Below are 26,046 nucleotides of genomic sequence, written 5' to 3' on the forward strand. Positions count from 1 at the left end.
GGTGCGCGCCCCTAGGCTCAGCGCGTGACGAGTACGACGACGCCCCCGCCGACTGCGCCGGCCACGCCTACGGCGTCGTGGCTGCCGGTCGCCGCGGTCGCGACCACGCTGGTGCTGTGGGCCTCGGCGTTCGTCGCGATCCGCCACCTCGGCCACGACTTCTCCGCCGGCCCGCTGTCCCTCGGGCGGCTGCTGGTGGGGGCACTGGCGCTGGGGGCGTTCGCGCTCAGCCGCGGGTTCCCCCGCCCCAGCGGTCGCGAGTGGGTCTCGCTGGTGACGATCGGGGTGCTGTGGTTCGGCGTCTACAACGTGGCGCTCAACGAGGGCGAGCAGCGCGTCGACGCCGGCACCGCCGCGATGCTGATCCAGGTCTCGCCGGTGCTGATCGCCCTGCTGGCGGCGGTGTTCCTCTCGGAGCGCTTCACCGTCTACCTCGGCCTCGGTCTCGCGCTGGCGTTCGGCGGCGTCGCAGTCATCGGCCTCAGCACCTCCCCCGGGGGTGACCGCGACCTGCTCGGCGTCGGGCTGTGCCTGGTCTCGGCCATCGTCTACTCGGTGAGCCTGGTCCTGCAGAAGCCGCTCGTGGCGCGGCTCTCCGCCCTCCACGTCACCTGGCTGGCATGCACGATCGGGGCCGTGGTCTGCCTGCCGTTCGCGCCGGCGCTGGTGAGCGAGGCCGCCGACGCACCGACCTCGTCGCTGCTCTGGGTGCTCTACCTCGGGATCTTCCCGACCGCGATCGCGTTCACCACCTACGCCTACGCGCTGCAGCACATGACCGCGAGCAGCCTGGGCATCACCACCTATCTCGTGCCGCCGATCACGATCGTGATGGGCCTGGTATTCCTCGACGAGGTGCCGCCCGGCCTGGCCTACGTCGGCGGCGCCCTGGCCCTGGTCGGGGTGGCCGTGGCCCGACGCAAACCACGCACGCGCGCCGTGGAGGCTCCCGCTCCGGCCTGAGGGGTGCCATGCTGCCGGGATGGACGTCGTCGCCAACATCCTGGTCGGTCTCGTGGCCGCGCTGCACCTGTGGTTCCTGGTGCTCGAGATGTTCCTCTGGACCAAGCCGCTGGGTCGCAAGACGTTCGGCAACTCCGCGGAGCTCGCCGAGACGACCAAGGTCCTCGCCGCCAACCAGGGGCTCTACAACGGCTTCCTGGTCGCCGGCCTGGTCTGGGGCCTGGTCAGCGAGCAGACCGACGTGAAGGTGTTCTTCCTCGCCTGCGTCGTCGTCGCCGGTGTCTACGGCGCGGCGACGGTCAGCAGCCGGATCCTGTTCGTGCAGGCGGTGCCGGCGCTACTCGCGCTCGGCGCCGTCCTCGTCGCGGGCTGAGTCCTCCGCCTCGAGCCACCCGCGGAACGCGTCGAGGTTGTGGGTGGGCTCGCCGCGCAGCTTGCGCCACTCCCACTCCTTGCGGATCGAGGTGGCGAAGCCGAGCTCCAGGATCTGGTTGAACGACTCGTCCGCGTAGGACAGCACCGAGCCGAGCAGCCGGTCGAGCTCGGCGGGCGACACCGCCGAGAGCGGCAGCCGCGCGTCGAGGTAGATGTCGCCGAGCCGGTCGACGGCGAACGCCACGGCGTACATCTTCAGGTTGCGCTCGAGCAGCCAGCGGTAGACCCGCTCGAAGTTCTCGTCGGGCCTGCGGCACACGAACGCGTGGATGCCGAGGGCGTGCGGTCCGACGTCGAGACGCACCGCGGTCTGGAGCTTCTTCTCACCGGGCAGGGAGAGCGAGAAGACGCCCTCGGAGGGCTCGGTGAACTCCACGTCGTTGTCGCCCAGGTAGTGGCGTACGACGTCAGCAGGCGAGGCGGTCACGCCACCGACTCTCGCATGAGGCTGCGCGCGCGCTGGTAGACGGCCAGCGTCTGCGCGGCGGTCGCCTCCCACGAGAACTGCCGGGCCTGCTCGAGGGCCCCGGACTGGAGCCGGGTGAGCAGGGCGGGGTCGGCGATGACCCGCCCGAGCGTGTGCGCCCAGGCCTCGGGCTGGTGCCCGTCGACGAGGAAGCCGCTGTGGCCGTCGCGCACGATGGTGGTCAGACCGCCCACCGCGGCGGCGACCACGGGCGTGGCGGTCGCCTGCGCCTCGGCGGCGACCAGCCCGAACGACTCGTTGTAGGACGGGACGGCGACCAGCGTGGCCGCGGCGTACCAGCGGGCGAGCGTGGCCTGGGAGACCGGCGGGACGAAGCGCACCACGTCGGCGATGCCGAGCTCGTGGGCCAGGGCGGCCAGCGACTCGGGCCGGTCGAGACCGCTCCCGGACGGGCCTCCGACGATCGGGACGACCAGCCGCGAGCGCAGCGAGGGGTCGCGCCGCAGCAGGACGTCGACCGCGCGCAGCAGCACGTCGGGCGCCTTGAGCGGCTGGATCCGGCCCGCGAAGAGGAGCACGTGTGCGTCCAGGGGCAGGCCCAGCTCGGCACGGGCCACCGCGCGGTCGACCGGCCGGAAGACGGACAGGTCGACACCGGGGTGGACCACCTCGACCCGGCCGGGCTCGGCGTCGTACAGGTTGATCAGCTGCTTGGCCTCGAGGTCGGTGTTGGCGATCAGCATGTCGGCGGCCTCGACGACCTGCTCCTCGCCGATGATCCGGGCGACCGGCTCGGGCTTGTCGCCGGCCGCGAGAGCGTCGTTCTTGACCTTCGCCATCGTGTGCATCGAGTGCACCAGGGGGACGCCCCAGCGGTCGCGCGCGAGCGCACCGACCTGGCCGGAGAGCCAGTAGTGGGAGTGCACGGCGTCGTAGTGGCCTAGCGGCTGGGCGGCCTCGGCACGCAGGACCTCGCGGGCGAAGACGCAGAGCTGGCCGGGCAGCTCCTCCTTGGTCAGTCCCTCGAACGGGCCGGCGTGGATGTGCCGCACGCTCACGCCGTCGGTGGCCTCGACCAGCGGCGCCAGCGTCGAGTCGGTGGCGCGGGTGAAGATGTCGACCTCGATGCCCCGCTGGGCGAGCCGCTTCGCGAGCTCGATGACGTAGACGTTCATCCCGCCCGCGTCGCCGGTACCGGGCTGGTCCAGAGGCGAGGTGTGCAGGCTGACCATGGCCAGGCGCCGGATCGGCTGCATCTCGCTCCTCACGTCTCTTCGGTTCCCGGGAACAGGGCTCCCCGTCAACCGAACCACCTCACGGCCCCGCTGATTCCCGCCGGTCCCCCACGTCTAGGCAGCGTGCGAGCCGGCGTGGTGTCGGGCGCGGCCCGGGCGCACCAGGGCGACCACGCAGGCGAGCGCCACGACCGCGCCGACGAGCGCGTCCACCAGGGAGTCGCCGCCGGAGTCGTGGAGCACCTCGACCACCGACCAGACCAGCGCCGGGAACGCCACGGCCACGATCACCCGGAGCCAACCGGCGCTGCTGCTGACCAGTGCGGCGCCTCCCCCGGCCAGCGCGACGGTCAGCAGGACCAGGCCGGGCCAGCGCAGCTGGTCGACCCCGCCCAGGTGGCGGATCACGAGGAGCAGCCCGCCGAGCACCCCAGCGAGACGGGGCACGAGAGTCAGGAGCACGGGGCGAGTCTGCCACCGGCGGAAGGGGGCGGCCAGAATGGTCCGATGAGCAGTCCTCGAACCGCCGTCGTCACCGGCGCCAGCAGCGGCATCGGTGCCGCGACCGCCCGCACCCTCGCCGCCCAGGGGTTCCACGTCTACTGCGCGGCCCGCCGCACCGACCGGATCGAGGCGCTCGCCTCCGAGATCGGGGGTACGGCGGTCGTGTGCGACGTCACCTCGAAGGAGTCGGTGGCCGCGCTGGCCGAGACGGTGGGCGACCGGCTCGACGTACTCGTCAACAACGCGGGTGGCGCCTTCGGAGCGGCGCCGGTGGCGCAGGGAGACGCCGACGACTGGCGGCGGATGTACGAGGTCAACGTGATCGGGCTGATGCAGGTCACCCGCGCGCTGCTGCCCGCCCTGGTCGCCTCGGGGGCGGGGGTGATCCTCAACGTCGGGTCGACCGCCGGGAGGACCGCCTACGAGGGCGGTGCCGGCTACACGGCGGCCAAGCACGGCACCAAGGTGGTCACCGAGACCCTGCGGCTCGAGCTGTGGGACCAGCCGGTGCGGGTCTGCGAGATCGCGCCCGGGATGGTTCGCACCGACGAGTTCGCGTTGGTGCGCTTCGAGGGCGACCAGGAGCGCGCGGAGGCCGTCTACGCCGGCGTCGCCGAGCCGCTCACCGCCGAGGACGTCGCCGACGCCATCGGCTGGATGGTCACCCGGCCCGTCCACGTCAACATCGACGAGCTGGTGATCCGGCCGCGCGCCCAGGCGGCCCAGCACAAGGTGCACCGCGTCCACGACTGAGAGCTGTCTGTGACCGGGCGTACCAGACCTGTTACCCAACCCTGGGCGAGCGGTGGCTGTCGCGTACCCCGCCCGTGGGTGCCCTGCTCGTAACGTTGTGGACATCGGCAGGACACCGCAAATCTGGGGGGATTGCGGGACCAGCCCGTAAGAAGTTGACCCGCTCGGCGCCCCGGGGGACGCGCTCCGAGCGGGTCCTTCTGTTCTCCGGCCCGTCGCCGGTGGCAGACTGCGCGGGTGCAGACCATCGGACTCATCGGCGGTATGAGCTGGGAGAGCAGCGCCGCCTACTACGAAGGCCTCAACCTCGGCGTCGAGGCGCGCCTCGGCGGGCTGAGCTCGGCGCGGACGGTGCTGACCTCCGTCGACTTCGCGGAGGTCACCGCCCTCCAGGAGCAGGAACGCTGGGACGACGTCGCCACGATCCTCGTCGACGCGGCCCGCGGCATCGAGCGCGCGGGCGCCGACTTCCTGATGCTGTGCACCACGACGTTCCACCGCGTCGCCGACCAGGTCGAGGGGGCCGTCGACATCCCGCTGCTCCACCTCGCCGACGTCGTCGCCGAGGCGTGCCGGGCGCAGCAGGTCAGCTCGGTCGGCTTCATCGGTACGACCTTCGCGATGTCGCGCAGCTTCTTCACCGACCGGCTCTCGGGCCACGGCCTCGACGTACACGTGCCTGACGCCCGCCACCACGCGGAGGTCAACCGGATCATCTACGACGAGCTCGTGCACGGGAAGGTGCTCGACAGCTCACGGCGCACCGTCGTCGCGCTGATCGACGAGCTCTGGGACGCCGGCGCCGCCGGACTGGTCCTGGGCTGCACCGAGCTCGAGCTGCTGGTCCACCAGGCCGACTCCGACCTGCCGCTCTTCCCCTGCACCACCCTCCACGTCGCCGCCGCCCTGGACCGCGCGCTCGCCTGACCCGGTCAGCCGGCCTCGGCCAGCGCCAGGACCTCCTCGAAGCCGGCGACCAGGCAGTCGTGGAACACGTCGTAGTCGGGGATCGCGCCGACATCGACATTGATGCCCAGCGCACACGTGTCGACGTACGACATGAGGGTGACGTTGACCCCGGCGCCGATGGTCGGTCCGAAGGGGTACTGCATCGTGACGCGGGCCCCGCCGAGGTAGACCGGCACCGGGATCCCGGGGACGTCGCTGGCCAGGAAGTCCACATGCCGGAGCACGCTCGCGAGGTACCACCGGGGCAGCCGGATGAGCCCACCTGCGATGGCCTGGGTGTAGGGCAGGGACGGCTCCGAGCGCACGGCGGCGACCAGCTCGTGGATCTGGGCGATCCGCTCGGCTGGGTCGACGAGGCCCACGGGGAGGTCGAAGCGCATCAGCGTCAGCCGGTTGCCACCGACCGGGTCGTCCTCGCGCCGGATGCTCATGGGCATGGTCATGTGCAGGTCGCCCACCTCCACACCGTGGTGGCTGTGGTACCTGCGGAGCCCGGCGGCGACGCCAGCCAGGAACGCGTCGTTGAGCGTGCCACCCGCCAGCCGACCGGCTGCCTTCAGCGCCGGCAAGGACACCTCGTGCGTGTCCAGGTGCCGGATCAGCCGACGCTCCGTCATGATCGGGGAGCCGCACTGGTTGATCGGGCGGACCATCCGGTAGACCGAGGCCGCCATCCCCGCAGCCGTCCTGGTGCTTGCCACGGGGCGTCGTACCGCCTTCAGCAGGGCCGCCGGCGCCGTGCGGACCGCGAGCTGAGCCGCCTTGCCGACGAGACCCACGTCGTAGCGCGCCGACAGCTTGAACGGGTCGAGCCTCCCCCGGGCATCCGGCTCCGCGTCGTCGGACGTGCCGGTCTGCGGCTCTCCGTCGCCCGGCTCACGCGCGAGGTCGAAGAGGATCATCGAGACCTGGACGGCGCCGATCCCGTCGCTCAGCGAGTGGTGCAGCTTGCAGACCAGCGCGGCTGCGCCGTCGGCGAGACCGTCCACCAGGGTGGTCTCCCACAGCGGCCGCGCCCGGTCGAACTCCCCCATCTCCGCGAGCCGCGCCATCTCCAGGACGGTCGCGAAGGTCCCCGGTGCCGGTGCGGTCACCCGACGGAGGTGGTAGCCGAGGTCGAAGTCGGGGTCCCGCTCCCAGTGGGGTGGCGCAGGCGGCAGTGTCTCCACCACCCGCTGCCGGAACATCGGGACCTCCACGCAGATGCGCTCGAACCTCTCGACCAGCACGTCCCAGTCCGGCGACCGGTCGAGCATGACGATGCTGACCACCGTGGACCTGAGCGCGGCGTCGGCCTCCATCTGCCAGGCGAACGCGTCACTGTTGATCATGAACTGCGGCATCACGCCACCTCCCGTGCGAACCACCTCACGCTAGGCCGCGCGACCCTCCGGCACAGGAGGCGAAGGTCACCGGATCAAGGGGGGCGAAAGTCGATCGCAGTCACGCGATGACAGCCGGACACCCGGGTCCGACCCAGGCCGTCAGGCGATGCGCACGGGCGCGCTGGTCGCGAACTGCGAGCCGGCGGCGGTCGACGCGATCACGGTGCAGGTGAGGGTGCGTCCCGAGTCGCCCGACACCGTGGCGTACGTCGGGGAGCTGCCGACCACGACGCCACCGCGCAGCCAGAGGTAGGAGTACGTCGGGGCGCCCGACCAGGTGCCGGAGCTGCAGGTCAGGGTCCGGCCGACCTGGAGCACTCCGGAGATGACCGGTGGGGTGACGTTGACCGGCGCCACCGGGTCGCCGACGAAGACCGGGTCGCTGGTCGCGGCCGTGGCGCCGATGGCGTTGCTGGCCGTCACCCGGCAGGACAGCTCGGTGCCGAGGTCGGCGGCGGTGACGACGTACGTCGAGGCGGTGGTGCCCGGGATCGGTACGCCGTCGCGCAGCCAGCGGAAGGCGTAGCCGCTCGGCTCGCCCTGCCAGGTGCCGGTGGCGCAGGAGACCGTCCGCCCGCTCGCGGCCACCCCGTCGACCGTGGGCCGGGTCGTGTTGACCGGCGCCGCGTCCTCGTCAGGATCGCCCGGGTCGCCGGGACCGCCCGGGCCGCCCGGGTCACCGGGGTCGTCGGGGTCCGGATCCCACGGGCTCCCCGGCCCGCCCGGGTCACCGGGGTCGCCCGGGTCGTCCGGGTCACCCGGATCGCCCGGGTCACCCGGATCGCCCGGGTCACCCGGATCGCCCGGGTCCCCCGGATCGCCGGGGTTGTCGGAGTCACGGGGCCGGGGGGCCGAGACCGACTCCGCCCAGTAGGTGTAGCCGCCACCGATGTCCCAGCGCTGGGCCCGGCCGTTGCCGGTATCGGCGATGAACAGGTTGCCCGACAGACCGCCGCCGTCCTGCTCGTGCTGGGCCATGGCGGTGGCGCGGTCCAGGGCGCCGGCGAACTTGCCCGCCCGCGGCGGGTGGCCCAGGACCCGGAAGCGGGACATGCCGGAGTTGGCGTTGTAGATGTTGACGGCGTGGTTGGCGGCGTCGGTGATCGCGACGATGCCGTACCTGTCGGCGGTCACGCCGCTCGGCTCCGGCTTGGAGCCCCGGTCGGGACGCTCGACCTGGTGCCGGGCCGACGGGCGGGAGGCGGCGCGCAGCGTCTCGGCGTTGTAGGTGAGCAGCTCACCGCGCTTGGGCATGGCGACGAACAGCCGCGCGGGGAGCTTCGGGTTGCCCTGCGGCGGCATCCAGGCGACGCCGCGCGGGTAGCCGCCGCTGGGCAGGGCGACCCGGGCCCGCCGGAGGCCGAACTTGGAGTAGGCCTCGAGGGTGTTGTCGCAGCGGCTGGCGACGTAGACGGTGGTCGCGGTGACCACCAGGCCGCCGTAGCGGCTCGGGTCGTGGGCGTTCCCGGCGCAGCTGCCGGGCTCGGCGACGTCGAAGTGGCGGTGCAGCCGGCCACCGGGCTCGAAGGCACTCACGCTGGTCCCGTAGTAGACCCAGACCCGGTCGTCGGGCGCGACCGAGATCGCGGTCACCGGTCCCTGCTGGTCGAGCACCAGCGGTGAGAGCTTCTTGCCCTCGGCGTTGAAGCGGGCCAGCGCGCCGCCCGTAGCGAACCCGACGTACGACATGCCGTAGGAGTTGACGCCGATCGCGATCGGCTGCGTGGCGGCGGTCCGCTGGACGCTCGCCGCGACGGCGGGCTCGGCGGGTCCGGGCATGACGGAGAACCCGGCGGCCGCCAGGGCAAGGCAGAGCAGACGTGCTGTGGTTCCCCCCACGGGCGCAGGCTACGACAGGTCCGCTGGCCTGCGCTGGAATCGTGGGAAGTGTCTAGTCCCGCGTAGACTCCACGAGGCCCATCGGGCCCCTTGAACCTCCACTGGAAGAGTCGTCTAGCCCCATGTCTGAGAAGAAGACCGCCAACCTGCGCAACGTCGCGATTGTCGCGCACGTCGACCACGGCAAGACCACGCTCGTCGACGCGATGCTGCGCCAGGCCGGGGCTTTCACGGAGCACCAGGCCGAGAGCGTGGCCGACCGGGTCATGGACTCCGGCGACCTGGAGCGCGAGAAGGGCATCACGATCCTCGCGAAGAACACCGCGATCCACTACACCGGCGCGTCCGCCCCCGACGGCATGACGATCAACATCATCGACACCCCCGGCCACGCCGACTTCGGTGGCGAGGTCGAGCGCGGTCTGTCGATGGTCGACGGCATCGTGCTCCTGGTCGACGCCTCGGAGGGCCCGCTGCCGCAGACCCGGTTCGTGCTGCGCAAGGCGCTCAACGCCAACATGCCGGTCGTCCTGGTCGTCAACAAGGTCGACCGCCCCGACGCCCGCATCGACGAGGTCGTCGACGAGACCTACGAGCTGTTCATGGACCTGCTCGACGACACCCACAGCCAGGACGCGCTCGACTTCCCGGTGGTCTACGCCTCGGGCAAGGTCGGCATCGCTGCGCTCGCGCGTCCCGAGAACGGCACCATGCCCGAAGGCAAGGACCTCGAGCCGCTGTTCAAGACCATCATCGACACGATCCCCGCGCCGCAGTACACCGAGGGCGCGCCGCTTCAGGCCCACGTTACCAACCTCGACGCCTCGCCCTTCCTGGGCCGTCTCGCCCTGGTCCGCATCCACGAGGGTCACCTCAAGAAGGGCCAGAACGTCGCCTGGATGCGCCGCAACGGCGACGTCAAGACCGTCAAGATCACCGAGCTCCTCGTCACCGAGGGCCTCGAGCGCAAGCCCGGCCCCGAGGCCGGCCCCGGCGACATCGTCGCCATCGCCGGCATCCCGGAGATCACCATCGGCGAGACCCTCGCCGACCCCGAGAACCCCGTCGCCCTGCCGCTGATCCACGTCGACGAGCCCGCGATCTCGATGACGATCGGCACCAACACCTCCCCCCTGGTGGGTCGCACCAAGGGCGGCAAGGTCACGGCCCGCCTGGTCAAGGACCGCCTCGACCAGGAGCTGGTCGGCAACGTGTCGCTCAAGATCCTCCCGACCGAGCGCCCCGACGCGTGGGAGGTCCAGGGCCGCGGCGAGCTGGCGCTGGCGATCCTTGTCGAACAGATGCGCCGCGAGGGCTTCGAGCTGACTGTCGGCAAGCCGCAGGTGGTCACCCGCGACATCGACGGCAAGGTGCACGAGCCCGTCGAGCGCCTGACCATCGACGCCCCCGAGGAGTACCTCGGCACGATCACCGAGCTGCTCGCCACCCGCAAGGGCCGCATGGAGTCGATGACCAACCACGGCACCGGCTGGGTCCGCATGGAGTTCCTGGTCCCGGCGCGCGGCCTGATCGGCTTCCGCACCGAGTTCCTGACCGACACCCGCGGCACCGGCATCGCGCACCACATCTTCGAGAAGTACGAGCCGTGGGCCGGCGAGATCCGCTCGCGCAACAACGGCTCGCTCGTCGCCGACCGCAAGGGTGCCGCCACGGCGTACGCCATGACGTCGCTGCAGGAGCGCGGCGTGATGTTCGTCGAGCCCACCACCGAGGTCTACGAGGGCATGATCATCGGCGAGAACTCCCGCGCCGACGACATGGACGTCAACATCACCAAGGAGAAGCAGCAGACCAACATCCGGTCCGCGACCTCCGACAACTTCGAGAAGCTGATCCCGCCGCGCAAGCTCTCGCTCGAGCAGTGCCTGGAGTTCTGCCGCGAGGACGAGTGCGTCGAGGTCACCCCCGACTCGGTGCGCATCCGCAAGCTGATCCTCGACGCGCACGAGCGCGCGAAGATCGCGAGCCGAGCGCGTAAGCCGAAGCAGTAGGCCGCCCGCCGGAACGAGTCCGCTACCTCTGACAGAGGGGCGGCCTATTGGTTCGGCTTCTGCGAGGCGAGAGATTCCCGCGACGAAGTCGCGGCGATCGCGAGCCGAGCGCGTAAGCCCAAGCAGTAGCCCGCCCCCGCAACGGTGGTTGAGGCGCGACGAGCGCCAGCGAGGAGCCTCGAAACCACCCCCAGGTCACAGGGGTCTCGCGGCTCGCTTGACTCGCACCAACCACCGTGGAAGTGGCACCTAGGCGGAGAGCCTGGCCCCGGTGGCCTTGTCGAAGATGTGCACCTTGTCGGGCGAGGTGGTCAACCGGACCACCGACCCCTTGGTGAGGTTGAGCCGCGCGTCGACCCGTACGACGATCTGGCGCAGCAGGTCGGCCGGGACGTCGGTGGCGGGCGTGCCGTAGAGGAAGGCGTCGGCGCCGAGCTCCTCGACCACGGCCACCTTGATCGGGTAGCCGTCCTCGCCCTCGCCGGCCAGGTGCCACGACTCCGGGCGCACCCCGAGCGTGATCCCGTCGGTCGCCTGGGCGGCGACCGCACGGTCGATCGGGAGGCTGAAGCCGTCGACGACCGCCGAGCCGTCGGCGGAGATCGTCGCATCTAGCAGGTTCATGGCCGGTGAGCCGATGAAGCCGGCGACGAACACGTTGGCGGGCTTGTCGTAGAGCGCCAGCGGGGTGTCGACCTGCTGGAGGATGCCGTCCTTCATGACGGCCACCCGGTCGCCCATGGTCATGGCCTCGACCTGGTCGTGGGTGACGTAGACGGTGGTGATGCCCAGGCGCTGCTGGAGCGCCGAGATCTGGGTGCGGGTCGAGACCCGCAGCTTGGCGTCGAGGTTGGACAGCGGCTCGTCCATGCAGAAGACCTGCGGCTGGCGCACGATCGCGCGGCCCATCGCCACCCGCTGGCGCTGCCCGCCGGAGAGGGCCTTGGGCTTGCGCTCGAGGTAGTCCTCGAGGTCCAGCAGCTTGGCCGCCTCGCGGACCCGGCGCTTGCGCTCGGCCTTGTCGACGCCGGCCATCTTCAGGGCGAAGGCCATGTTGTCGCCGACGTTCATGTGGGGGTAGAGCGCGTAGTTCTGGAAGACCATGGCGATGTCGCGGTCCTTGGGCGGGATCCGGCTGACGTCGCGCTCGCCGATCTTGATCGTCCCGGCGGTGACCTCCTCGAGGCCCGCCAGCATCCGCAGCGAGGTGGACTTGCCGCAGCCCGAGGGGCCGACGAGCACCATCAGCTCGCCGTCGTCGATGTCGAGGCTGAAGTCGTCGACGGCTGGGGTGGCGGCGCCGGGGAAAAGTCGTTCCGCGTGGACGTAGCTGACCGAGGCCATGGTTCTATCCCTCTCGCCGACCGGGTGTGGGCACACCCTAATCCTGTGCTCTGACAGGCGTCTAGTGGAAGCGCTCTCACTGAAATGCCCTCATTAATTAGGCAGGGTCCAGGCAGATTGTTGCCACACTGTGTGACAGGTGCCAAGTTGAAGCCGTACGACCTGTGGAAGCGCTCTCATGGCAAGTCACGGAGGGGCGCACCCACGTCTTGGGTCACCCCGACCCGTCAGTCCCAGCACAACGGCAGGAGCGTTACTCGTGCAAACTTCACCCAGCGGGCCCCGAAGCAGGGTCCTTCATCGGCTCATGAGCGGTGCCTCGCGGCGCAAGGGCATCGCCCTCGCCGCGACCGGCGCCGTAGTCCTCAGCCTCGGCCTCGCCGCGTGCGGCGGGGACGACGAAGGCTCCGAGGACGGCAAGATCACCTTGACGGTCGCCACTTTCAACGAGTTCGGGTACGAGGACCTCCTCGAGGAGTACATGGACCTCAACCCCGACATCAAGGTCGTCCAGAAGAAGCTCGGCACCTGGGAGGAGCACCGCGACAACCTCTACACCAAGCTCGCCGCGGGTTCGGGCCTCTCCGACATCGAGGCGATCGAGGGTGACGGCATGCCGGCCATCCTCGAAGAGGCCGACGCGTTCACCGACCTCAGCGACTCCGAGGTCGACGGCCGCTGGCTGGACTGGAAGCAGGCCGCCGGCACCAGTGCCGACGGCAAGCTGATCGGCTACGGCACAGACATCGGCCCGGAGGGCATCTGCTACCGCGCCGACCTGTTCGAGAAGGCCGGTCTCCCGACCGACCGGGCCGAGGTCGCGCCGCTGTTCGCCGACTGGGACACCTACTTCGCCACCGGCCAGGAGTTCATCAAGAAGCTCCCGGACACGGCGTGGTACGACTCGTCCAAGGGCACCAGCCAGGCCATGATCAACCAGCTCGAGTTCCCGTTCGAGACGGCTGACAACGAGGTGGTCGCCACGACCAACCCCGAGGTCAAGGAGGTGTTCGACACGGTGACCTCCATGCAGGCCGCCGGTCTGGCCACCAACCTCGACCAGTGGTCCAACGACTGGGTCGCCGCCTTCCAGAACGACGGCTTCGCCACGATGGCGTGCCCCGGCTGGATGCTCGGCATCATCGAGGGCAACGCGGCCGGAGTCACCGGCTGGGACATCGCGGACGCGTTCCCCGGCGGTGGCGGCAACTGGGGCGGCTCGTTCCTGACCGTTCCGGCGCAGTCGGAGCACCCCGACGAGGCCAAGGCGCTCGCCAACTGGCTGACGGCTCCCGAGCAGCAGATCAAGGCGTTCGAGGCCAAGAACACCTTCCCGAGCCAGGTCGAGGCGCTCAGCGACCCCGCGCTGCTGGAGGCGACGAATGCCTTCTTCAACGACGCACCCACCGGTGAGATCCTCTCCAACCGGGCCCAGGCTGTGACCGTGCAGCCCTACAAGGGTCCCAAGTACGCCGACATCATCGCGGCGTTCCAGGCGGCGATCCTCCGGGTCGACGAGGGCCAGGAGACGCCGGACGAGGCGTGGGACTCCTTCACCGCTGATGTCGAGCGGATCGGCTGACCAACGCCGATGAGCTCGCACCCGCCGACCGCGCCCGCCGGAGAGGTCCCCTCCTCGACCTCTCCGGCCGGGCCGGCGCGGTCGGAAGAGCCGCTGCCCCAGGCCACCACCCCGGTTCCACCGGGACTGACCTGGCGGCAGCGGCTCTCTCGGATCGACGTACGGTTCTCGCCGTACCTCTACATCTCGCCGTTCTTCCTGCTCTTCCTCGTCATCGGCATGTTCCCGCTCATCTACACCGGCTACGTCTCGGTGCACGAGTGGAGTCTGATCGGCGGCAAGGGGGAGTTCGTCGGCCTCGACAACTACCGCGCGGTCTTCGAGGACCGCTACTTCTGGCGGGCACTGCGCAACACGGTCAGCATCTTCCTGCTGTCCTCGGTGCCCCAGGTGATCCTGGCCCTGATCATCGCCGGACTGCTCGACACCCAGCTGCGCGCGCGCACGTTCTGGCGGATGAGCATCCTGGTCCCGTTCGTGGTCGCCCCCGCCGCCGTGACCCTGATCTTCGGCAACCTGTTCGGTGACCGCTACGGCCTCATCAACTCCGCGATCGGCGTGATCGGCATCGACCCCGTCGCATGGCACGTCGACACGCTGGCCAGCCACATCGCGATCGCGTCGATGGTCAACTGGCGCTGGACCGGCTACAACGCGCTGATCCTGCTCGCCGCCATGCAGGCCGTGCCTCGCGACCTCTACGAGTCGGCCGCCCTCGACGGCGCCGGCAAGGTACGCCAGTTCCGCTCGATCACCATCCCGATGATCCGGCCCACCGTCATCTTCGTGATCATCACCTCGACCATCGGCGGCCTGCAGATCTTCACCGAGGCCCGCCTCTTCGACAACGTCGGCCTCGGCGGCTCCGACCGGCAGTGGCAGACCGTGACCCTCTACCTGTGGGAGCTCGGCTGGCGCCTGCGCAACCTCGGCATGGCCTCGGCCGTGGCCTGGCTGCTGTTCCTCTTCATCGTGATGTTCGCGTTGGTCAACCTGTTGCTCAGCCGACGGATCGGCGGAGGTGGGAAGTCATGAACCGGCGCCCGGGCTTCCTGGTCTACGGCCTGCTCACGGCCTTCGTGCTCGGCTCCGCGGCCCCGCTCTACTGGTCGCTGATCGTCGGCTCCCACGACAAGTCCGTCGTGACCCAGCGGGTCCCGCCCTTCATCCCCGGGGGCGAGTTCTTCAGCAACGCGCAACGGGTCTTCGACACCGTCGAGTTCTGGAAGGCACTGGGCAACAGCCTGCTGGTGTCCACGGTGTGCGCGACGTCCGTGGTGTTCTTCTGCACCCTGGCCGGCTACGCCTTCGCCAAGCTGCGCTTCCGTGGCAGCAACGCGCTGATGGTCTTCGTGGTCGCCACGCTCGCCATCCCCACCCAGCTCGGTGTCATCCCCCTGTTCATCCAGATGGCCAAGCTCGGCTGGACCGGGACGGTGTGGGCGATCATCGTGCCCACCCTGGTCACGGCCTTCGGTGTGTTCTTCATGCGCCAGTACCTCGTCGACGCGATCCCCGACGAGCTCATCGAGGCGGCCCGCGTCGACGGCTGCACGATGTTCGGGATCTTCCGCAACGTCGCCATCCCCGCCGCCCGGCCGGCCGCGGCCATCCTCTGGCTCTTCACCTTCATGACCGTCTGGACCGACTTCTTCTGGCCGATGATCGTGATGCCGTCCACCAACCCCACCGTGCAGATCGCACTCCAACAGCTCCAGAGCGGCTACTACGTGGACTACGCCCTGGTGCTCTGCGCCGCGGTCCTGTCCACCATCCCGCTGCTGATCCTGTTCGTCCTCACCGGCCGACAGCTGGTCGCCGGCATCATGCAAGGAGCAGTCAAGGGATGACGCACCAACTCGACACCCGCCCGCTCGGGACCTCCGCCGACGAGCTCCGGTTCCCGCCCGACTTCCTGTGGGGGGCGGCCACTGCGTCGTACCAGATCGAGGGCGCCGCCGGCGAGGACGGCCGCACCCCCTCCATCTGGGACACCTTCGCCCGAGTGCCCGGCGCGGTCGTCAACGGCGACACCGGCGACGTGGCCTGCGACCACTACCACCGGATGCCGCAGGACGTCGCGCTGATGAAGTCCCTCAACCTGCGCAGCTACCGCTTCTCGGCGTCGTGGCCACGGGTCCGCCCGGACGCCGGGCCGGTCAACGCCCAGGGCGTCGACTTCTACTCCCGGCTGGTCGACGAGCTGCTCGCCCACGACATCCGGCCGTGGCTGACGCTCTACCACTGGGACCTCCCGCAGACGCTCGAGGACGCCGGTGGCTGGACCAACCGCGACACCGCCTACCGCTTCGCGGAGTACGCCCTGTCGCTCCACGACGCCATCGGTGACCGCGTCCCGGTCGTGACCACGCTCAACGAGCCGTGGTGCTCCGCGTTCCTCGGCTACACCGGGGGGCAGCACGCGCCGGGCCGGCAGGAGGGCGTGGCCGGGCTGGTCGCCGCGCACCACCTGTTGCTCGGGCACGGCCTGGTGATCGACGAGCTCCGCCGCCGTGGCGCCACCGCCGACCTCGGCATCACCCTGAACCTCACCGTCGCCGACGCCCACGACCCGGACGACGAGGTCGACCGCGATGCCGCCCGGCGGATCGACGCGCTGCACAACCGGGTCTTCCTGGACCCGCTCTTCAAGGGCAGCTACCCCGCCGACCTGGTGGCGGACACCGCCGACCTGACCTGGCAGGGCAAGCCCTGGCCCAGCGTCGTGCACGACGGCGACCTGGCGCTCATCAGCACGCCCATCGACGTGCTGGGCGTCAACTACTACAAGGGCGACGCGGTGTCCGGACACCCGCAGCCGGTGACCACCGGCGTCGACGGCAGCCACGCCGAGCGCGCGACCAGCACGCCGTTCGTGGGCTGCGAGGACGTCACGTTCCCGAGTCGCGGGCTGCCCCTGACCGCCATGGGCTGGGAGGTGCAGCCCGAGGGACTCACCCGCCTGCTCACCCGCCTCGACGCCGACTACGACGTGCCCCCGATGTACGTGACGGAGAACGGCGCGGCCTACGACGACCGCGTCGAGGAGGACGGGTCGGTGCACGACCCCGAACGGCGCACCTACATCGCCGACCACCTGCGGGCCGTGCACGCAGCCATCGCCGACGGGGTCGACGTACGTGGGTTCTTCCAGTGGTCGCTGCTCGACAACTACGAGTGGGCCTACGGCTACGACAAGCGCTTCGGCATCGTGCACGTTGACTACGACACGCAGGTGCGGACGTCGAAGTCGAGTGCTCTCTACTACGCCGAGGTCGCGGCCTCCGGGCGTCTTCGCGATCCAGAGGGATAGGCCACTAGCGTGAGCCGGATGGACGGAGGGCGCGGCATCACAGGACCGGGTGGCTCACCGACCCTGGACGAGGTGGCGCGCCTGGCGGGCGTGTCCCGGGCCACGGCCTCACGCGCCATCAACGGCGGCAACCGGGTCAGCGTGCAGTCGCAGGCGGCCGTCGACCAGGCTGTCCGCACGCTCGGCTACTCCCCCAACCCGGCGGCCCGCAGCCTGGTGACCCGACGCACCGACTCGGTGGGGCTGGTCGTCCCCGAGCCCGACGAGCGGGTGTTCTCCGACCCCTTCTTCGCGCGCACGCTGCGCGGTGTGACCCGGGTGCTCGCGGAACGCGACCTGCAGCTGGTGCTGCTGCTGACGCGTCCGGGCGAGGAAGAGGCGCGGATGCTGCGCTACCTACGCAACCGGCACATAGACGGGGCGCTCGTCGTCTCCCACCACCGCAGCGACAGCCTGGCCGACCACCTGGCCGCGCTCGACCTGCCGTGCGCGTTCGTCGGGCGGCCGTGGACCAGCGCCGACAAGGTGGCCTACGTCGACACCGACAACTTCGCCGGTGGGCGCGACGCGACCCAGGTCCTCATCGACCGTGGCTGCCGCAGGATCGCCACCATCGCCGGGCCCGACGACATGAGCGCCGGCGCCGACCGTCTCGACGGCTGGCACGCCGCGCTCCGGGCCGCCGGGCTCGCCGACGACGCTGTCGAGCACGGAGACTTCACCGAGGACGGCGGCGAGCGGGCGGCGTACGCGCTGCTGGAGCGTCACCCCGACATCGACGGCATCGTGGCCGCCTCCGACCTGATGGCCGCGGGCGCGCTGCGCGTGCTGGCCGCCGCCGGGCGCAAGGTGCCCGACGACATCGCCCTGGTCGGCTACGACGACCTCGGCGTCGCCGAGCGCACCGACCCGCCGCTCACCACCGTGCGCAACCCGATCGCCGAGATGGCCGAGCAGGCCACCCGGCTGCTGCTCCAGCAGATCGAGGGCGACCGCACCGCCCGCGCCATGCGCGTCATCTTCCCGCCGACCTTGGTGCGGCGAGCCAGCGCCTGAACGCGGGGTCAGGGCGTGAACAGCTTGACCGGGTAGCGGACCTTCGGGGCAGCCGCGCCCTTGATGCCGGTGACGGTCACGACGTACTTGCCGGACCTCCGGAGGCCGTAGACCTCCCACACCAGGGTGGGCATGGCGTAGCCGTCATGGACGGTGTACTTCTTGGTCCGCACCGGACTGCCGTTGCGACGGACGCTGATCTTCGCCGAGCGGAAGTCGGCGTGGGGGTCACCCGAGCTCAGCGACCAGCGGCCCATGGGCTCCGCCTGGCTGGGGAACCAGCCGGCGCTCGGCCACCTCACCCACGCGGGGTTGGGGTTGGCGGTGTCGAGGGGCCCGACGACGAACATCGCGTTGGTGGTCTTGGTCAGTGCGTTGCCGAAGGACTCGGCGAACGGGAAGAGGATCCAGCGCCGGTGGCCGACCACGGTGTTGGGCGAGCCCCAGTCGTCGAGGTACTGCATCACGGCGCCGCCCGCGGTCAGCCGGGGGAAGTCGATCGACAGGTTGGAGCGCGCCGCCGCGTCGCTGCCCACCTCGGACCAGCACTTCCACCTCTGGGGCGGGTAGTGGGTCAGGTTGCGGTTGGCGGCCATGATCAGGGCGGCGTACTGGGCACGGGCGGAGAGCTTGGCCGACCAGGAGACCCGCGACAGGCCGTTCAGGGCCCGCGCGAAGTTGAGCGACTCCATGGTCGCGCGCTGGGCCCGGGCGGACGTCTTGCCCGCGCGGCAGCCGCGCAGCGACCCGGTCCAGCCCGACGGCACCGACAGGTTGGGCCGCAGCCGGGTCCGGAAGGCCTTGGCCACCGCGGCCCGGTTGGAGGTGTCGATCGCGAAGCCGGCCGCCCGGCGCGTGGTGGTGCTGACGTCGAGACCGGCCGTCCTGCTCGAGGTGGGGCCGGGGGCTCCGGTCCGGTCGGGGTCCGGCGCGCCCGGCGACGCCTGGCTCAGCGGAGCCGTCATCGGCAGCAGGAGGGCGACCATCCCGACCGCCAGAACCCGCCGCCGTTGGCGTCGCGATCCCCTACGTTGTGGTCCGTGCTCCTCGACATCCAGCTCGATGCCCGCCCCGACCAGGCGTCTGAGCGAGCCCGTGCGCTCGCGACGACCGGGATCGCCGGCCTGTTCACGTTCGAAGGTCCGCATGACGTCTTCCTGCCCTTGGTCTCGGCGGCCGAAACGGCCGCGACGGATCGGATCACACTGGACCTGATGACGAACGTGGCCATTGCCATGCCACGCAGCCCCATGCACCTGGCCAACGCGGCATACGACCTGCAGTTACTGTCCAAGGGCCACTTCCGGCTCGGGCTGGGCTCGCAGATCAAGCCGCACATCGAGAAGCGGTACGGCGCGACCTGGAGCCCGCCCGCGGCCCGGATGCGCGAGATCGTGCTGGCGGTGAAGGCGATCCTGACCTCGTGGCAGGACGGGACCCGCCTCGACTTCCGCGGCGAGCACACGCAGCACACGCTGATGCCCCCGACGTTCGTGCCCGGGCCCAACCCGTACGGCCTCCCGCCGGTGCTGCTCGGCGCTCTCGGCCCGGTGATGACCCGGACCGCCGCCGAGGTGGCCGACGGGCTGCTGGTGATGCCGTTCCACAGCTACCGGCACTTCCGCGAGCGCACGCTGCCGGCCGTCGACGAGGGCCTGTCACGCTCGGGCCGCACGCGCGCGGACTTCCAGATCTTCCCCCAGGCCATCTGCGCGATGGGCCGGACGCCCGAGGAGCAGGAGGCCGCCGCGCTCGGGGTGCGCGGGCTGCTGGCCTTCTACGGCTCCACTCCGGCCTACCTGCCCGTGCTGGAGGCCGAGGGCTGGGCCGACGTGCAGCCGGAGCTCAACGCCCTGTCCAAGGTCGGCGACTTCGCCTCGATGATGGCCCTGGTCGACGACCGCATGCTCGAGACCCTCGCCGTACGCGGCACGCCGGAGGAGTGCGCCGCCGAGATGAAACGTCGCTTCGGTGACGTCGCCGAGCGGGTCTGCGCCTACTTCCCCGGGTACGATGCCCCGCTCGACCAGATCAGCGCCCTGGCCGCAGCCCTCAAGTAGCGGGAGTACGAGCGAAGCGAGTACTCCCAATGGAGTGACGAAGTCACTCCACCAGGTCGGCTACGCGGTGGACCTGGGAGACGTCGGAGCCGGTGGGGATGAGGTGCACCTCGTCGGCGCCGGTGTCCTCGAAGCGCTTCAACGTGTCGCGGAGGTCGCTCTCGGTGCCGGCGAAGCCGGTGGTGGGGGCCATGGCGTCGACCAGGCCGACCGGTAGCCAGTTCATGTAGTGGCGCAGGTGGCGGTGCACCTGGCTGCGGGCCGAGCCGTCGCCGTCGTCGAGGGCGAACCAGAACGAGGTGGTGAGCCGCGGCGCGGGCTTGCCGGCGTCGGCCCACGCCGTACGCGCCTGGTCGAAGAGTCCGGCGACCGCGTCGGTGTCGAGGTCGAGGGTGATGCCGGCCAGGCCGTCGGCCCAGGCCGAGGCACTGCGGATCGTCTTGGGACCCATGGTGCCGACGAGGAGCTCCGGGCCACCGGGCTGGAGCGGCGGCGGCCCGACCGGGAGGGTGGCGCCGGTGACGTCCTCACCCGACCAGACCCGCTTCATGACCCCCACCCGCTCGGCCATGCCGCGCATGGTCTGGGTCGCGAGGTCGGCGCCGGCCGCGCGGTAGTCCTCCTCGCGGCCACCGACCCCGAACCCGACGGTCAGTCGACCCCGGGTGAGCTGGTCGCCGGTGGCGAGCGCCTTCGCGAGCCAGACCGGGTCGTGGAGCTGCGGCACGATCACCGTAGTCACGACGCGGACCCGCGACGTCCACGCCGCGACGGCGCCGAGGAGCGTGAGCGTCTCCGGGTTGTCGAAGGCCATCCGCTCGCCGAAGCACAGCGACGCGAACGGGCCGTCGTCGGTGGCGCGGGCCCACGCCTCGAGCGTGTCGGCACCCTGCGCCCCTGAACCTGACGGCCAGAGGTCCGGCTCCATGACCGGCAACGTCATTCCCACCTGCATGGCGTCACTGTGGCAGATGGGTGGCTCAGACGGGCTCGGGCACGCGCCTGACCTCGGGGACCAGTGCCACCAGGCCGAGCACCGGTACCGCGGCCAGGACGGCGAGGGACGCCGGGATCCCGATCACCTCGCCGAGGCCGCCGACCACGGCCGAGCCGACCGAGCCGCCGACCAGGAACAGCAGGGTGGCCACGCCGAGGGCCACACCGCGCACGTCGAGGGCGACCGACTCCCCGACCGTCGCGATCAGGGCCGGCTGGCCGAGACCGAACGAGACCGTCACGAGCGCGACCGCGACGACCAGGACAGCCGGCGAGACCAGCCAGGTGCCCAGCGCGGCCAGCAGCAGGGCGAGCGTGGCGACGATCCCGGCGAGACCGAGCGAGGACGCGGAGCCGATCCGGGTGAGGAGCAGGCCGGCGGTGCGGGGCATGACCATCGCCAGCACGGCGCTCGGCACCAGCAGGAGCCCGACCTGCCAGGCCTCCCAGCCCTCGTGGACCAGTACGGCGGGCACGGCGACCAGGTGCGCGAACCACGCCGCCGGGACGGCCGCGGCCGCGAGCGAGCTGCGGACCACCGTGCCGTCGCGGACCACCGAGAGCGGGAGGAAGCCGTGGGGCCTGCTGCGCACGCGCCAGGTGACCGCAGGGACACCGAGGACGAGCAACGCCCCGCCGAGCACCGCGATGACCAGGCCCGTGGCCGGCGACTGCACCAGCAGGACCAGGCCGGCGGCGGTCGCGGCGACGAGGACGGCGCCGAGGACGTCGAGGCTGGCACCGGAGCCGTCGGGGCTCAGCGCGCGCCACAGGAACGGGATCACGGCCACCCCGAGGATCGGCAGCGCCATCACCGCCCGCCAGCCGAACGCGTGCTCCAGCAGGCCACCGGCGAGCGGGCCCAGACAGCTGATGGCCGCGGCCATGCCGGCCAGTCGGCCCAGCGCGACGCCGCGCACCTCTCCGTCGTACCGCTTGCTGAGGACGGCGACGCCCAGCGTCGGGACCGCGGCGGCCCCCGCACCCTGGAGGACCCGCCCCAGGAGGAGCACCTCGAACGTCGGCGCGAACGCCGCGACGAGCGCCCCTGCGGTCATCAGGCCGATGCCGACCAGCAGCGGGAGGCGCACGCCGACCAGGTCGGACACCCGGCCGTAGACGGCGGTGGTGACGGCGAGCATCAGCACGTAGAGGGTGATCGTCCAGGTCGCGTCACCCACCCCGACGCCGAGGTCGGAGCCGAGCAGCGGCAGCGCGATCGCCGCCGACGAGGAGCCCATGCCGGCCAGTCCGAAGAGCACTCCCAGGAGGACGGACACGCGTCGTGAGTCGTCCGAGATCATGTCTCGCCCCAACAGGCCCCGGGGCCGTGGCATTCCCTCAGGGGCGCCCGAAGGCCGGCTTCTCCTTGGCGAGGAAGGCCCGCACACCCTCAGCGAAGTCGGGTCCGGTGTAGACCTCGCGCAGCATCTCGGCGTCGTTGTCGGGGCTCGCCTCGAGGCGGCGGGAGCGGTCGAGCAGCTGGTGCTTCGTGGCTCGGACGGTGACCGGTGACAGGGCGAGCAGACCCTCGACCAGGGTGTTCAGCTCCGTGTCGAGCTCCTCGACGTCCGCGACGACCGACATGACCGCGCCGACGGCGTACGCGCGCTCGGCGTCGACCAGGCGCGACGCGAGCAGCATCTCCCGGGTCAGCGACTCCCCGAAGACGGAGGCGCAGCGGTAGACGATCGAGCCCGCGAGGGCGTTGCCGAGCGTGCGCGCGATCGGGTAGCCGAACCGGCTCCCGGCGGTCGCGATCCGCAGGTCGCAGTGGGTCGCCACGGCGAGGCCACCACCCACACACACGCCTGACACCGCGGCCACCGTGACCTGGGGCAGGGCGTGGAGCATCTCGAGCAGCTCGCGGATCCAGTCCTCGTAGGCCACGGCGTCGGCCTCGAGGAAGTCGGAGATCTCGTTGCCGGCCGCGAACGCCCGGCCACCCTCGCCGCGCAGCACCAGGACCCGGACCGAGGTGTCGGCGCGCAGCTCCTCGCACAGCTCGCGCATCCCGGCGTACATGTCACGGGTGAAGGCGTTGTGCCGCTGTGGACGGTTGAAGGTGACCTCGACGACGCCGTCGGTGCGGCGTACTTGCAGCTCCTCGTTCACGCGCCGGAGCGTACGGGGGTGCGCGGCTGCTCAGGAGAGGGGTCCACGTGGACCCCTCTCCTGAGCAGCCGGGAGGACCCACCAGCGCCCGAGGAGCGTCCCGTCCTCCTCGAGCAGCGACTGGAGCGAGAGCGGTACGTCGACCGGCGGTCCGGCCACGATCCGGGGGTGGTCACCACCGACCAGGCGGGGTACGACGGTCGCGGTGAGCTCGTCGACGACTCCTTGGGCGAGCATGGCGCCCAGCAGCGACGGGCCGCCCTCGGAGAGCAGGTCGACCAGCCCGCGCCCGGCCAGCTCTTCCTTCAGGGCACACAGGTCGACCTCGTCGGCGCCGAGCGTGAGCACCTGGTCGGCGCCGAGCAGGCCGCGGGCCTCGTCGAGGTGCTCAGCACTGGCGGTCGTCGCCATGAGCACCGAGCCGGGTGGCGCGTTCCGCAGCCTCTCCGGCACGTCGGCGCGCCGGCTCACCAGGACGATCGGCCTGTCGACCGGCCCGTAGCCCTCGGTGCGCGCGGTGCCGGCGCCCACCACGATGGCATCAGCGAGACCACGCAGGGTGTCGAAGACCCGCTTGTCGACGGCGTTGTTGATCGAGCCGCTCTTGCCCGAGGACCCGCTCGCGGCACCGTCGAGCGTGCTGATCATGTTGACGCGCAGCCACGGCGTGCGCGGGGGCGCGTAGAGCTCCTCGAGGCTGACCTCGGGACCGATCAGCACCCTCATCGCCACCTGCCTTCCATACGCATCACCCAGTACTGCACGCCGTACGGGTCGTCGTCATAGTCCACCTGCACCGAGGCCGGGTCGACGTCGATCTCCTGGCCGAGCCGGACCAGGCTGTCCACGTCGGCCCACAGCTCGCGTGCGAGCTCCTCGTCGAGGTCTCCGAGGTCGCCGGCCAGCAGGGCAGCGCGTAGGGCGTCGTCGAAGGCCATGGCACGATCGTCCAGGTGGCCCGGCGCCTTCTCGGTGCGCTTCGCGCTGCCGTTGGCCACGAAGAGCACGCCGTCCGACGATGGTTGAGGTGCGAGCGAAGCGCTTGTCCTGAGGTGCGAGCTTGCGAGCCTCGAAGGGAGCCTCGAAACCTCGGTCGCCAGGTACGTCGCCACCGTGGCGCCCTGCGCTCCAGCCACGACCCGCGGGTCAGCGCCCAGCCAGCGCACGGCGTCGAGGCACGCGGCCCGCAGGTCGGCGACCGGATCCTCCAGCCCGCCGTACGACGGCAGCAGCGCGAGCGCGCCTGGCACGAGCACGACCCGGGTCACTGGAGGCCCCGGATCGCGCGCTGCGGCGGGCGGCGCCCGGCGATCGTCCAGACCATGTCGACGGTCTGCCGGGTCTCGACGACCTCGTGCACGCGGTAGATGCGCGCACCGGCCAGCGCGCAGACGGCAGTGGCGGCGAGGGTGCCGGTCAGCCGCTCGCCGACGGGCAGCCCGAGGGTCTCGCCGACGAAGTCCTTGTTGGACAGCGACACCAGCACCGGCCAGCCGGTGGCGACCATCTCGTCGAGCCGGCGCGTGAGCTCCAGGGAGTGGAAGGTGTTCTTGCCGAAGTCGTGGGCGGGGTCGATGACGATCGACTCCTGCGCGACCCCGGCGGCCAGGGCGCGCTCGGCGTAGGCGACGGTGTCGTCGATCGCGGACCGAACGACGTCGTCGTACTCCACCCGGTAGGGCCGCGTGCGCGGCGTCGCTCCACCGGTGTGCGTGCAGATAATCGCGGCGCCGTGCTGCGCGGCGACGTCGACCAGCTCGGGGTCGGCGCCGCCCCACGCGTCGTTGAGCACGTCGGCGCCGGCCTCACACACCGCACCGCCGACCTCGGCGCGCCAGGTGTCGACGGAGATCACCAGCTGCGGAAACGCCTCGCGGACTCGAGCCACGAAGTCGACGACGCGCTCCTTCTCCTCGGCGGCGCCGATCTCCACGCCGGGCGCGGCCTTGATGCCGCCGATGTCGACCATCTCGGCGCCCTGCGCGACGACGAGCGAGACGCGCTCGAACGCCTTGTCCTCCGCCCAGGTCGCGCCCTGGTCGTAGAAGGAGTCGGGGGTGCGGTTGACGATCGCCATCATCAGCGTCGCGTCGTCGGCGAACTCGTGCCGCCCGAGACGCAGGCTCATGCGCTCACCGCCGGCGGCCGCTCGCCGAGCGGCACCGATCGCTCGACAGGAGTGATGGAGCCGCCCCCGGAGCGGTACTGACGCAGCTGGACCGCCTCAGGCACCGGCCGACCCTGGCGGGCGTGGACGGCGGCCAGGATCTGGGTCGCCATCGCGCCGAGGTCGAGCAGCGCCTGGTGTGCGTGCGAGCGGCGGCCGAGGTCGACCTGCGCGATCGCGTCCGGGCCGCGCGCGGCCAGGGTGTCGATCAGCGCGGCCAGCTCGACGGCGTACCCCGTGGGCACCGACAGGGTCTCGAACAGCGAGCGGCGCACGGCCCACTCCCCCGCGAGCGGCTGCACCAGCCCGGCCAGCTCGGGGTAGTCGAGCGCGATCACGGGGCGCGCGACCAGCTCGGTCACGCGACCGCCGTCGAGCGGGCCACCCTGGCGATCGGAGGTCGGGCCGTCGAGCATCGGCCGCTCGTAGAAGCCCTTCACCAGCGCGACTCCCGGGTCGGTCAGCAGCGGCCCGAGCAGCCCGGGCACGAAGTGCGTGTCCCAGTCGAGGAGGTCGGCGTCCATGAACACCAGCACCTCGCCGCTCGTGACGAACAACGACTTCCACATCGCCTCACCCTTGCCGGGGCGGGTGCCGAGGTCGGGCCGGATCTCCGCGGAGCGGTGCACCACGGCCCCGGCGTCGACCGCCACCGCGTACGTCGCGTCGGTGGAGTCGCTGTCGATCACGACGATCTCGTCGAGCAGCGCCACGGTCTCGACCAGGGCCTCGCGGACCCGGGTCACCACGTCGCCGACGGTGGCGGCCTCGTTGCGGGCCGGTACGACGAGGCTCACCCGGGTGTCGCCCTTGGCGGCGAGCAGGTCGTCGAGGGACCAGTCGTCCCAGTGAGCGGTGCGGAGCACGTCGCGACCCTAGCCCGGCGTCCAC

Annotated in this window: 25 protein-coding genes; 11 read left to right on the forward strand and 14 right to left on the reverse strand. The window is 71.2% G+C overall.

Annotated features, from left to right (window positions below; all coding sequences use genetic code 11):
* Nucleotides 1-24 precede the first annotated feature (24 nt).
* Both BLR90_RS08620 and BLR90_RS08625 read left to right on the forward strand, forming a co-directional pair.
* Nucleotides 25-963 (forward strand): DMT family transporter, encoded by a 939-nt coding sequence (locus BLR90_RS08620; RefSeq protein WP_091024596.1) that lies wholly within the window; start codon nt 25-27, stop codon nt 961-963.
* A gap of 19 nt (nt 964-982) precedes the next feature.
* Nucleotides 983-1,336 carry a DUF1304 domain-containing protein gene (locus tag BLR90_RS08625; RefSeq protein ID WP_091024598.1) on the forward strand — a complete coding sequence of 118 codons (354 nt, stop codon included), beginning with the start codon at nt 983-985 and terminating at the stop codon, nt 1,334-1,336.
* Here the strand turns inward: BLR90_RS08625 and BLR90_RS08630 are convergent.
* The 3 genes from BLR90_RS08630 to BLR90_RS08640 form a co-directional block, all read right to left on the reverse strand.
* On the reverse strand, nt 1,301-1,825 hold the full coding sequence (locus tag BLR90_RS08630; protein ID WP_091024600.1) for a type III secretion system chaperone family protein: 525 nt from the start codon (nt 1,823-1,825) through the stop codon (nt 1,301-1,303). The genes BLR90_RS08625 and BLR90_RS08630 overlap by 36 nt on opposite strands.
* The gene (gene mshA / locus BLR90_RS08635; RefSeq protein WP_091024602.1) at nt 1,822-3,081 is read right to left on the reverse strand and encodes a D-inositol-3-phosphate glycosyltransferase; all 1,260 of its coding nucleotides are present in this window, start codon (nt 3,079-3,081) and stop codon (nt 1,822-1,824) included. The genes BLR90_RS08630 and mshA overlap by 4 nt, the downstream gene beginning before the upstream one ends.
* Nucleotides 3,082-3,174: 93 nt before the next feature.
* Nucleotides 3,175-3,522 carry a hypothetical protein gene (locus BLR90_RS08640; protein WP_143016162.1) on the reverse strand — a complete coding sequence of 116 codons (348 nt, stop codon included), beginning with the start codon at nt 3,520-3,522 and terminating at the stop codon, nt 3,175-3,177.
* A 45-nt stretch (nt 3,523-3,567) separates the two neighbouring features.
* Here BLR90_RS08640 and BLR90_RS08645 point away from each other — a divergent pair, with 45 nt between their 5' ends.
* Both BLR90_RS08645 and BLR90_RS08650 read left to right on the forward strand, forming a co-directional pair.
* Nucleotides 3,568-4,317 (forward strand): SDR family oxidoreductase, encoded by a 750-nt coding sequence (locus BLR90_RS08645; RefSeq protein WP_091024606.1) that lies wholly within the window; start codon nt 3,568-3,570, stop codon nt 4,315-4,317.
* Nucleotides 4,318-4,554: 237 nt separating this feature from the next.
* A complete protein-coding gene (locus BLR90_RS08650; RefSeq protein WP_091024608.1) occupies nt 4,555-5,244 on the forward strand; it encodes an aspartate/glutamate racemase family protein in 690 nt (229 codons plus the stop codon).
* Nucleotides 5,245-5,249: 5 nt separating this feature from the next.
* Here the strand turns inward: BLR90_RS08650 and BLR90_RS08655 are convergent, their stop codons facing one another.
* Nucleotides 5,250-6,629 carry a wax ester/triacylglycerol synthase domain-containing protein gene (locus BLR90_RS08655; RefSeq protein ID WP_091024610.1) on the reverse strand — a complete coding sequence of 460 codons (1,380 nt, stop codon included), beginning with the start codon at nt 6,627-6,629 and terminating at the stop codon, nt 5,250-5,252.
* A gap of 141 nt (nt 6,630-6,770) precedes the next feature.
* Nucleotides 6,771-8,510: a hypothetical protein gene (locus tag BLR90_RS21260; RefSeq protein WP_218029496.1), complete on the reverse strand. Its 1,740-nt coding sequence runs from the start codon at nt 8,508-8,510 to the stop codon at nt 6,771-6,773.
* A 122-nt stretch (nt 8,511-8,632) separates the two neighbouring features.
* Between BLR90_RS21260 and typA the strand changes: the two genes are divergently transcribed.
* A complete protein-coding gene (typA, locus tag BLR90_RS08665; protein ID WP_091024612.1) occupies nt 8,633-10,522 on the forward strand; it encodes a translational GTPase TypA in 1,890 nt (629 codons plus the stop codon).
* Between the two features lie 249 nt (nt 10,523-10,771).
* Here typA and BLR90_RS08670 read toward each other — a convergent pair whose 3' ends face one another.
* Nucleotides 10,772-11,866 (reverse strand): ABC transporter ATP-binding protein, encoded by a 1,095-nt coding sequence (locus BLR90_RS08670; protein ID WP_091024614.1) that lies wholly within the window; start codon nt 11,864-11,866, stop codon nt 10,772-10,774.
* 307 nt (nt 11,867-12,173) lie between these two features.
* Here BLR90_RS08670 and BLR90_RS08675 point away from each other — a divergent pair, with 307 nt between their 5' ends.
* Genes BLR90_RS08675 through BLR90_RS08695 form a run of 5 tightly spaced genes read left to right on the forward strand, consistent with a single transcriptional unit; the run spans nt 12,174 to nt 17,817 of the window.
* Nucleotides 12,174-13,448 (forward strand): ABC transporter substrate-binding protein, encoded by a 1,275-nt coding sequence (locus BLR90_RS08675; protein WP_091024616.1) that lies wholly within the window; start codon nt 12,174-12,176, stop codon nt 13,446-13,448.
* A gap of 9 nt (nt 13,449-13,457) precedes the next feature.
* Nucleotides 13,458-14,483, forward strand: a complete 1,026-nt coding sequence (locus BLR90_RS08680; protein ID WP_091024618.1) for a carbohydrate ABC transporter permease — start codon at nt 13,458-13,460, stop codon at nt 14,481-14,483.
* A complete protein-coding gene (locus BLR90_RS08685) occupies nt 14,480-15,298 on the forward strand; it encodes a carbohydrate ABC transporter permease (protein WP_091024619.1) in 819 nt (272 codons plus the stop codon). Before BLR90_RS08680 ends, BLR90_RS08685 begins: the two co-directional genes overlap by 4 nt.
* A complete protein-coding gene (locus BLR90_RS08690; protein ID WP_091024621.1) occupies nt 15,295-16,761 on the forward strand; it encodes a GH1 family beta-glucosidase in 1,467 nt (488 codons plus the stop codon). The genes BLR90_RS08685 and BLR90_RS08690 overlap by 4 nt, the downstream gene beginning before the upstream one ends.
* Before the next feature lie 18 nt (nt 16,762-16,779).
* Nucleotides 16,780-17,817 carry a LacI family DNA-binding transcriptional regulator gene (locus BLR90_RS08695; RefSeq protein ID WP_091024623.1) on the forward strand — a complete coding sequence of 346 codons (1,038 nt, stop codon included), beginning with the start codon at nt 16,780-16,782 and terminating at the stop codon, nt 17,815-17,817.
* Between the two features lie 8 nt (nt 17,818-17,825).
* Here BLR90_RS08695 and BLR90_RS08700 read toward each other — a convergent pair whose 3' ends face one another.
* The gene (locus BLR90_RS08700; RefSeq protein ID WP_170254414.1) at nt 17,826-18,803 is read right to left on the reverse strand and encodes a CAP domain-containing protein; all 978 of its coding nucleotides are present in this window, start codon (nt 18,801-18,803) and stop codon (nt 17,826-17,828) included.
* A gap of 54 nt (nt 18,804-18,857) precedes the next feature.
* Between BLR90_RS08700 and BLR90_RS08705 the strand changes: the two genes are divergently transcribed.
* Nucleotides 18,858-19,877, forward strand: a complete 1,020-nt coding sequence (locus tag BLR90_RS08705) for a TIGR03617 family F420-dependent LLM class oxidoreductase (RefSeq protein WP_091024627.1) — start codon at nt 18,858-18,860, stop codon at nt 19,875-19,877.
* 43 nt (nt 19,878-19,920) lie between these two features.
* Here the strand turns inward: BLR90_RS08705 and BLR90_RS08710 are convergent, their stop codons facing one another.
* Genes BLR90_RS08710 through BLR90_RS08740 form a run of 7 tightly spaced genes read right to left on the reverse strand, consistent with a single transcriptional unit; the run spans nt 19,921 to nt 26,021 of the window.
* Nucleotides 19,921-20,832: an LLM class flavin-dependent oxidoreductase gene (locus BLR90_RS08710; protein WP_218029497.1), complete on the reverse strand. Its 912-nt coding sequence runs from the start codon at nt 20,830-20,832 to the stop codon at nt 19,921-19,923.
* A 25-nt stretch (nt 20,833-20,857) separates the two neighbouring features.
* Nucleotides 20,858-22,177 carry an MFS transporter gene (locus BLR90_RS08715; RefSeq protein WP_170254415.1) on the reverse strand — a complete coding sequence of 440 codons (1,320 nt, stop codon included), beginning with the start codon at nt 22,175-22,177 and terminating at the stop codon, nt 20,858-20,860.
* A gap of 37 nt (nt 22,178-22,214) precedes the next feature.
* Entirely contained in the window at nt 22,215-22,988 is a 774-nt protein-coding gene (locus BLR90_RS08720) for an enoyl-CoA hydratase-related protein (RefSeq protein WP_091024632.1), read from the reverse strand.
* Between the two features lie 30 nt (nt 22,989-23,018).
* A complete protein-coding gene (locus BLR90_RS08725) occupies nt 23,019-23,714 on the reverse strand; it encodes a dihydrofolate reductase family protein (protein ID WP_091025164.1) in 696 nt (231 codons plus the stop codon).
* Nucleotides 23,711-24,256, reverse strand: coding sequence for a class III extradiol ring-cleavage dioxygenase family protein (locus BLR90_RS08730; protein WP_091024634.1), 546 nt, complete (start codon nt 24,254-24,256; stop codon nt 23,711-23,713). The genes BLR90_RS08725 and BLR90_RS08730 overlap by 4 nt, the downstream gene beginning before the upstream one ends.
* Nucleotides 24,253-25,116 (reverse strand): dihydropteroate synthase, encoded by an 864-nt coding sequence (folP, locus tag BLR90_RS08735; RefSeq protein WP_091024636.1) that lies wholly within the window; start codon nt 25,114-25,116, stop codon nt 24,253-24,255. Before folP ends, BLR90_RS08730 begins: the two co-directional genes overlap by 4 nt.
* On the reverse strand, nt 25,113-26,021 hold the full coding sequence (locus tag BLR90_RS08740) for a glucosyl-3-phosphoglycerate synthase (RefSeq protein ID WP_091024638.1): 909 nt from the start codon (nt 26,019-26,021) through the stop codon (nt 25,113-25,115). Before BLR90_RS08740 ends, folP begins: the two co-directional genes overlap by 4 nt.
* Nucleotides 26,022-26,046 lie beyond the last annotated feature (25 nt).

Source organism: Nocardioides szechwanensis (genome assembly GCF_900103935.1).
Taxonomy (GTDB): domain Bacteria; phylum Actinomycetota; class Actinomycetes; order Propionibacteriales; family Nocardioidaceae; genus Nocardioides; species Nocardioides szechwanensis.